Annotated in this window: 5 protein-coding genes; 2 read left to right on the top strand and 3 right to left on the bottom strand. The window is 70.7% G+C overall.

Translation table 11 applies throughout. The features are described 5' to 3' along the window. Positions 1 to 254: 254 nt before the first annotated feature. Positions 255 to 1262, bottom strand: coding sequence for a stage II sporulation protein M (locus tag ACZ4TG_RS38065; protein WP_468173016.1), 1008 nt, complete (start codon positions 1260 to 1262; stop codon positions 255 to 257). Between the two features lie 113 nt (positions 1263 to 1375). Between ACZ4TG_RS38065 and ACZ4TG_RS38060 the strand changes: the two genes are divergently transcribed. Beyond that, on the top strand, positions 1376 to 2326 hold the full coding sequence (locus tag ACZ4TG_RS38060; RefSeq protein ID WP_468173013.1) for an RDD family protein: 951 nt from the start codon (positions 1376 to 1378) through the stop codon (positions 2324 to 2326). Between the two features lie 42 nt (positions 2327 to 2368). Here ACZ4TG_RS38060 and ACZ4TG_RS38055 read toward each other — a convergent pair whose 3' ends face one another. Then, entirely contained in the window at positions 2369 to 2986 is a 618-nt protein-coding gene (locus tag ACZ4TG_RS38055; RefSeq protein WP_468173011.1) for a hypothetical protein, read from the bottom strand. Positions 2987 to 3087: 101 nt separating this feature from the next. Next, positions 3088 to 4524: an adenosylhomocysteinase gene (gene ahcY, locus ACZ4TG_RS38050; RefSeq protein ID WP_468173008.1), complete on the bottom strand. Its 1437-nt coding sequence runs from the start codon at positions 4522 to 4524 to the stop codon at positions 3088 to 3090. A gap of 344 nt (positions 4525 to 4868) precedes the next feature. On the opposite strand from ahcY, the gene ACZ4TG_RS38045 reads away from it, so the two are divergent. Then, positions 4869 to 6932: a fructose-specific PTS transporter subunit EIIC gene (locus ACZ4TG_RS38045; RefSeq protein ID WP_468173006.1), complete on the top strand. Its 2064-nt coding sequence runs from the start codon at positions 4869 to 4871 to the stop codon at positions 6930 to 6932. Positions 6933 to 7000 lie beyond the last annotated feature (68 nt).

The following is a 7000-nucleotide window of genomic DNA, read 5'->3' as shown; positions in this document are numbered from 1 at the left end:
TTTCGCGTTTCCCTTTCCGGCGAGTCCGACTCTATCAGAAGTTTTCCACCGGATTTCCCGGCTTCAGATTCCTGGATGAGGAGTCGAGGGTGCCCACTTGGAATTCAATTCCTGGGGCGAGAAAGACTTTAAACCATCACTGCCGAACTTGTCCAGTTCGAGGCAACCGTTCGAATCTACCTCCCCGCTGCGACCGTGTCAACGGTGTTTGCGGGACGACGAGACACTAGCAGCTCGGCCCGGTGCTGCGCACATCAGGCCGCGGTGGGAAGGGTCGCCGTCTGGTCCGCGGCCTCTACGTCGCCCACCTCACCGGCGCGCGAGGCGCGGCCGCCCAGTACGTAGACGTAGACCAGGAACGCGGCCTCGGCGGCGATGCCGATGGCGATGCGGGCCCAGGTGGGCAGGCCGGACGGGGTGACGAAGCCTTCGATCAGGCCGGAGACGAAGAGGACGAAGGCCAGGCCGATGGCCATGCCGAGCGCGGCGCGGCCCTGTTCGGCGAGCGACTCGCGGCGGGTCCGGGGGCCCGGGTCGATGACCGTCCAGCCGAGGCGCAGCCCCATGCCCGCGGCGACGAAGACCGCCGTCAGTTCGAGCAGGCCGTGCGGGAGGATCAGGCCGAGGAAGACGTCGAGGCGGCCGGCGGATGCCATCAGGCCGATGCCGACGCCGAGGTTGGCCATGTTCAGGAAGAGGATCCAGAGCACCGGCAGCCCCAGGAAGGCGCCCAGGACCAGGCACATCGCGGCTGCCTGGGCGTTGTTCGTCCAGACCTTGGCGGCGAAGGAGGCCGCGGGATGGCTGGAGTAGTAGGTCTCGTACTCGCCGCCCGGCTTCGTGAGCTGCTTCAGCTCGTCCGGGGCCGCGATGACGCCCTGTACTTCGGGATGGGTGGCTATCCACCAGCCCAGGAGCACGCCGACGGCTATCGAGAGCACGGCCGTCGGGATCCACCAGCGGCGGCTGCGGTAGACGGCTGCCGGGAAGCCGGCGGTGAAGAAGCGGGCCGCGTCGCGCCAGGTGGCCCTGCGGGCGCCGGTCACGGTCGCGCGGGCGCGGGCGACGAGCTGGGTGAGCCGGCCGATGAGCATCGGGTCCGGGGCGCTCGACTGGATCAGGGAGAGGTGGGTGGAGGTGCGCTGGTAGAGCGCGACGAGTTCGTCGGCCTCTGCCCCGGTGAGCCGTCGGCCGCGGCCGAGGAGCTGTTCCAGGCGTGCCCACTCCGCCTGGTGGGCGGCCACGAAGACGTCGACATCCATCCGGTTTCCCGCTCCCCTGCCCCAGGCCCCTGCTGCTGCTTACTCCTACTGTGGTCAGCTTGGCAGACTGAAGGACACAGGGGCGGGTCAGGTCACGTGAAAGGTGCGCATCAGTGAGCGATCTGGTGACGGGGGACGCGGTCGTCCTGGGGTTGCGGCCGGCGAGACTGCCGAGCCGCGCGCTCGCGGTCCTGCTCGACCTGGCGGTGTACGTGACCGGCTATCTGGTGGTGTCGATCGGGGTGGTCGTCGCCACGGCCTCCTTGGACGACGCGGCGCAGGCTGCCGTGTCGGTGGGGCTGTTCCTGCTGGTGCTGGTCGGCGTGCCGATCGCGGTGGAGACGGTGAGCCACGGCAAGTCGCTGGGGAAGCTGGCGCTGGGGCTGCGGGTGGTGCGGGAGGACGGCGGGCCGATCCGGTTCCGGCACGCGCTGGTGCGCGGGGCGATGGGGGTCGTGGAGCTGCTGATGACCCTCGGGACCGTGGCCTGTATCGCCTCGCTGGTGTCGGAGCGGGGGCGGCGGCTCGGGGACGTGTTCGCCGGGACGCTGGTGATACGGGAGCGGGTGCCCGGGGCGCGGGTGATGCCGGTGCCTCCGCCGCCGCCGTGGCTGGCCGGGCGGTTCGCCGGGCTGGACCTGTCGGCGGTGCCGGACGGGCTGTGGCTGGCGATCCGGCAGTACCTGACGCGGATGAACCAGCTGGATCCGCACACGGGTGCCGCGATGGCGGCGCAGCTCGCGGACGAGGTGGTGGCCCGTACGGGGACGCCGCCGCCGGCGGGGGTGCCGGCTGCCGCGTTCCTGATGGCGGTGGTGCACGAGCGGCAGTCGCGGGACGCGGCGCGGGCCTTCGGGGCGCCTTCGTACGGGGCCGCCCCTCACGCGGCGGCTCAGGGTGCGCCGGCTCCGGTGCCGTACGCGGGGATGCCCGGGATGCCCCCGGTGGCCGCGCCGGTGGCTGCGGCTCCGGTCGCGCCGGTGGTGCCCGCGGTGGCTCCGCCGGTGTCGGCGCCGCCCATGGAGGCTCCTCGGAGCGGTACCGGGTTCGCGCCGCCCGCGTGACCTGGCGGCCGGGACTGTTCTAGTCCTCTCCGGTCCTCGAATCTAGTCCTCGAAGACCGAGGGCGGCGTCTCCAGGTGTTCGAGTTCGATGCCGGGGGCCGAGAGGACCACGTCTCCGGCGATGTGGACGGTGTGGACCTCGCCTGTGTCCAGGGCGGTGACCTGGTACGTGTCCACCTGGAGCGGGCCGCTGTCGGTGGGGTGCGCCTCGCGGCCGGTCAGCGCCCAGGCCTGGTCGACCGTGCGCGGGGCGAGCACCGGGTCGGTGAGGGCGAGGAGCCGGACGCGGGTGGCCGGGGCGCCGGGGGTGAGGCGCAGCAGGCGGGCCGTGGCGATGAGGAAGGCCGGGGAGGTGCCGGTGAAGCCGGGGGCCTGGACGTTGCCCTCGGTGGCCTCGGCGCCGGTGGGGTCGGTGCGGACCCAGGTGACGCCGTCGATGGCGGCGCCGCGCACCTGCCAGCTGGAGGCGTTCGCTTCGAGGCGGATGGGGCGGCCGATCTCGTCGACGGCCAGGTCGATCGAGCCTCGGTGGTCGCCGTTCGGGGCGGTGAGCTGGGAGACGTAGCGCCATCCGGAGGGGCCCGGGGCGCAGTGGAAGTGCTCCTCGCCGAGGGGGGTGTGGTCGTGCGGGTCGTGGAGCGAGTAGCGGCCGCGGGGCATGGGGCGCACGTTTCTACGAGGAGGCGTCTTGGGTACGGGGCAGGCCCCCGGCGGGATGCCGGGGGCCTGTCTCACGTGCTGGTGCTGCTACCGCTCGGGGATCAGTAGCGGTAGTGGTCCGGCTTGTACGGGCCCTCGACCTTGACGCCGATGTAGGAGGCCTGCTCGGGGCGCAGGGTGGTGAGCTTGACGCCGAGGGCGTCGAGGTGGAGGCGGGCCACCTTCTCGTCGAGGTGCTTGGGCAGCACGTAGACGTCGGTGGGGTACTCCGACGGCTTGGTGAAGAGCTCGATCTGGGCCAGGGTCTGGTCCGCGAAGGAGTTCGACATGACGAAGGAGGGGTGGCCGGTCGCGTTGCCGAGGTTCAGCAGGCGGCCCTCGGACAGGACGATCAGGACCTTGCCGTCGGGGAACTTCCAGGTGTGGACCTGGGGCTTGACCTCGTCCTTGACGATGCCCTCGACCTTGGCCAGGCCGGCCATGTCGATCTCGTTGTCGAAGTGGCCGATGTTGCCCACGATGGCCTGGTGCTTCATCTTGGCCATGTCGGAGGCCATGATGATGTCCTTGTTGCCCGTGGTCGTGATGAAGATGTCGGCGGTCTCGACGACGTCGTCCAGCGTGGCGACCTGGAAGCCGTCCATGGCCGCCTGGAGGGCGCAGATCGGGTCGATCTCGGTGACGATGACGCGCGCGCCCTGGCCGCGGAGCGACTCGGCGCAGCCCTTGCCGACGTCGCCGTAGCCGAAGACGACCGCGACCTTGCCGCCGATGAGGACGTCGGTGGCGCGGTTGATGCCGTCGATGAGGGAGTGGCGGCAGCCGTACTTGTTGTCGAACTTCGACTTGGTGACGGCGTCGTTGACGTTGATCGCCGGGAAGAGCAGGGTGCCCTCGGCCATCATCTCGTAGAGGCGGTGGACACCGGTGGTGGTCTCCTCGGTCACGCCGCGGATCTCGGACGCGAGCTGCGTCCACTTCTGCGGGGACTCGCCCAGGGTGCGGTTGAGCAGGGTGAGGATGTGGGCGTACTCCTCGGAGTCCGCCGTGGACGGGTCCGGGGCGGAGCCGGCCTTCTCGAACTCCACGCCCTTGTGGACGAGGAGGGTGGCGTCACCACCGTCGTCGAGGATCATGTTCGGGCCGCCGGTGGGGGTGTTCGGCCAGGTCAGCGCCTGCTCGGTGCACCACCAGTACTCCTCCAGGGTCTCGCCCTTCCAGGCGAAGACCGGGACGCCCTGCGGGTTCTCCGGGGTGCCGTTCGGGCCGACGGCGATGGCGGCGGCCGCGTGGTCCTGGGTGGAGAAGATGTTGCAGGAGGCCCAGCGGACGTCGGCGCCGAGGGCGACGAGGGTCTCGATGAGGACGGCGGTCTGCACGGTCATGTGCAGGGAGCCGGTGATGCGGGCGCCGGCCAGGGGCTGGGCCTCGGCGTACTCGCGGCGGATCGACATCAGGCCGGGCATCTCGTGCTCGGCCAGGGTGATCTCCTTGCGGCCGAACGCGGCAAGGGAAAGGTCTGCGACCTTGAAGTCCATGGGTGCTGCTCCTCATGGTTCGAGAGGGTGGGTACGGCTGAGCCGTGCACTGGCGGACCGGTGCACCGAGCACAGTCCGTCGGGGGCCCTCTCTCCCCTCGGCCGGTCACGAGGACCGCCCGACCGCCATCAGCAGCGACGCCTGACACTGATGACGAATCTACACCGATCGGCGCAGTGGGCCCCAGTGGGTCGGGGAACGAGTCGCTTCCCGGTTTCGGGCCGTCCGGCGCAGCGGTTCAGGGCCTTTCGGACTTTTGATCCACCCCTTACCTGTAGAAGGATGCCGGTGGATCGGGTCGTACGCGCGATCCCGCAGGACCTATGGCGCGAAGGAGATTTCAGTGACCAGTCCGGCAGGCCCTCCCGGTGGCGGGGGCGCAAACGGGCAGAAGCGCCTGAAGCTGCTCGCCGTGACCGCGTGCCCCACGGGGATCGCGCACACCTACATGGCCGCGGAGAAGCTCCAGCAGGCTGCCGATCGGCTCGGCATCGACATGAAGGTGGAGACCCAGGGCTCCATCGGGGCCGAGAACGTACTCTCTGACAACGATGTCAGAGAGGCGGACGGCATCATCATCGCCGCGGACAAGGAGGTCGACCGCGGCCGGTTCGCGGGCAAGCGGGTCCTGTCGACCGGCGTCGCGGACGGCATCCACAAGCCGGAGGAGCTGATCCGGCGGGTGCAGGACGCGCCCGTACAGGCCGGGACGGCGGCGGCCGGGGGCGACGGCGCGGGCGGAGGCGGGGAGCGCGGCGCCGCGTACAAGGCGCTGATGAACGGCGTCTCGCACATGATCCCGTTCGTGGTCGTGGGCGGTCTGCTGCTCGCCATCTCGATCGCGCTCGGCGGACACTCCTCCCCGGAGGGCATCACCTTCGACGAGGGCTCCTTCTGGTTCTACGTCAACGCGCTGGGCGGGCTCGGCTTCAAGCTGATGCTGCCGATCTTCTCCGGCTACATCGCCTACGCCCTCGGTGACCGGCCGGCGCTGGTGCCCGGCATGATCGGCGGTTTCCTCGCCGCCGACGCCACGAGCATCTACAAGGCCGACGCGAACGCCGGCTTCCTGGGCGCGATCGCCACCGGTTTCCTCGCGGGCTACCTGGTCGTCTGGATCAAGAAGGTCAAGGTCCCCAAGTTCGTCCAGCCGATCATGCCGATCATCGTGATCCCGATCGTTTCGACGCTGGCGCTGGGGCTCTTCTACATCTACGTGATCGGACAGCCGATCTCCTGGGTGTTCACGCACCTGACGGACTGGCTGAACGGGATGACCGGCTCCAGCGCGATCGTCCTCGGCGCCCTCATCGGCCTGATGATCGCCTTCGACATGGGCGGGCCCGTCAACAAGACGGCCTTCCTCGTCGCGGTCGGCCTGATCGGCACCAACAACCACGTCATGGGCATGGCCGCCGCCGCGATCCCCGTCATGCCGCTCGGCCAGGGCCTGGCCACGCTGCTGCGCCGCAAGCTCTACAGCGACCAGGAGCGGGAGACGGGCATCGCCGCCCTGTTCATGGGCTTCTTCGGGATCTCCGAAGGCGCCATCCCCTTCGCCGCCGCGCGCCCGGCGCAGGTCATCCCCGCGAACATGCTGGGCGGCGCCGTGGCCGGTGCCGTCGCGGGCATGGCCGGGGTCCAGAACTCGGTGCCGCACGGCGGTCCGATCGTCTCGCTGTTCGGCGCCGTCAGCGGTGTGGCGATGTTCTTCGTCGCGATCGCGGCCGGCACGGTCGTCACGGCGCTGGTCACCAACGCGCTGATCGAGTTCAAACAGCGCAAGGGCGGCGCCGCCGGGCCCGAAGTGCTCGCGCCCGAGCCGGTACCGGCCGCAGTGGCTGCGGGCGTGGGTGCGGGCGTGGGTGCCGGCACGGCCGTACGGGCGCAGGCCGCGCCCGCGGTGTCCTCCCCCGTCCCCTCCCCCGCGCCCGCTCCGGAAGACAGGCCCGAGGTCCTCTCCGGGTACCTGACGGAGCGGACGGTCAGGACGGAGCTGGCCTCGGACTCCAAGGAGGCGGCGATCCGCGAGATGGCGCAGATGCTGGCCTCCACCGGCAACGTCCGGGACGTGGACGAGCTGGTACGGGTGGCGCTGGCCCGGGAGGCGCAGGGCACGACGGGTCTCGGCGAGTCGATCGCGATCCCGCACGCCAAGACGGACGCGGTGACCCGGCCCACGGTGGGCTTCGCCCGGTCCGACGAGGGCATCGAGTGGGGTGCGCTGGACGGGACGAAGGCCCGGCTGCTGTTCATGATCTCGGTGCCGGAGGCGGCCGCCGGCGACGAGCACCTGCGGATCCTGGCGCTGCTCTCGCGCAAGCTGATGGACGCCGGTTTCCGGGCCCGGCTGCAGTCCGCGCCGGACGAGCCGGCGATCCTCGACGTACTGCGCGAGATCCGCTAGGTCACGCCCCCGGAACACCGGCCGCAGCGGCGCCGGGCCCCGTACCGATCGGTGCGGGGCCCGGCGCC

It is taken from the genome of Streptomyces sp. NPDC028314, from assembly GCF_055565795.1.
Note: the sequence above shows the minus strand (reverse complement) of the source record. Positions and strands in the feature narration are given on the sequence as shown.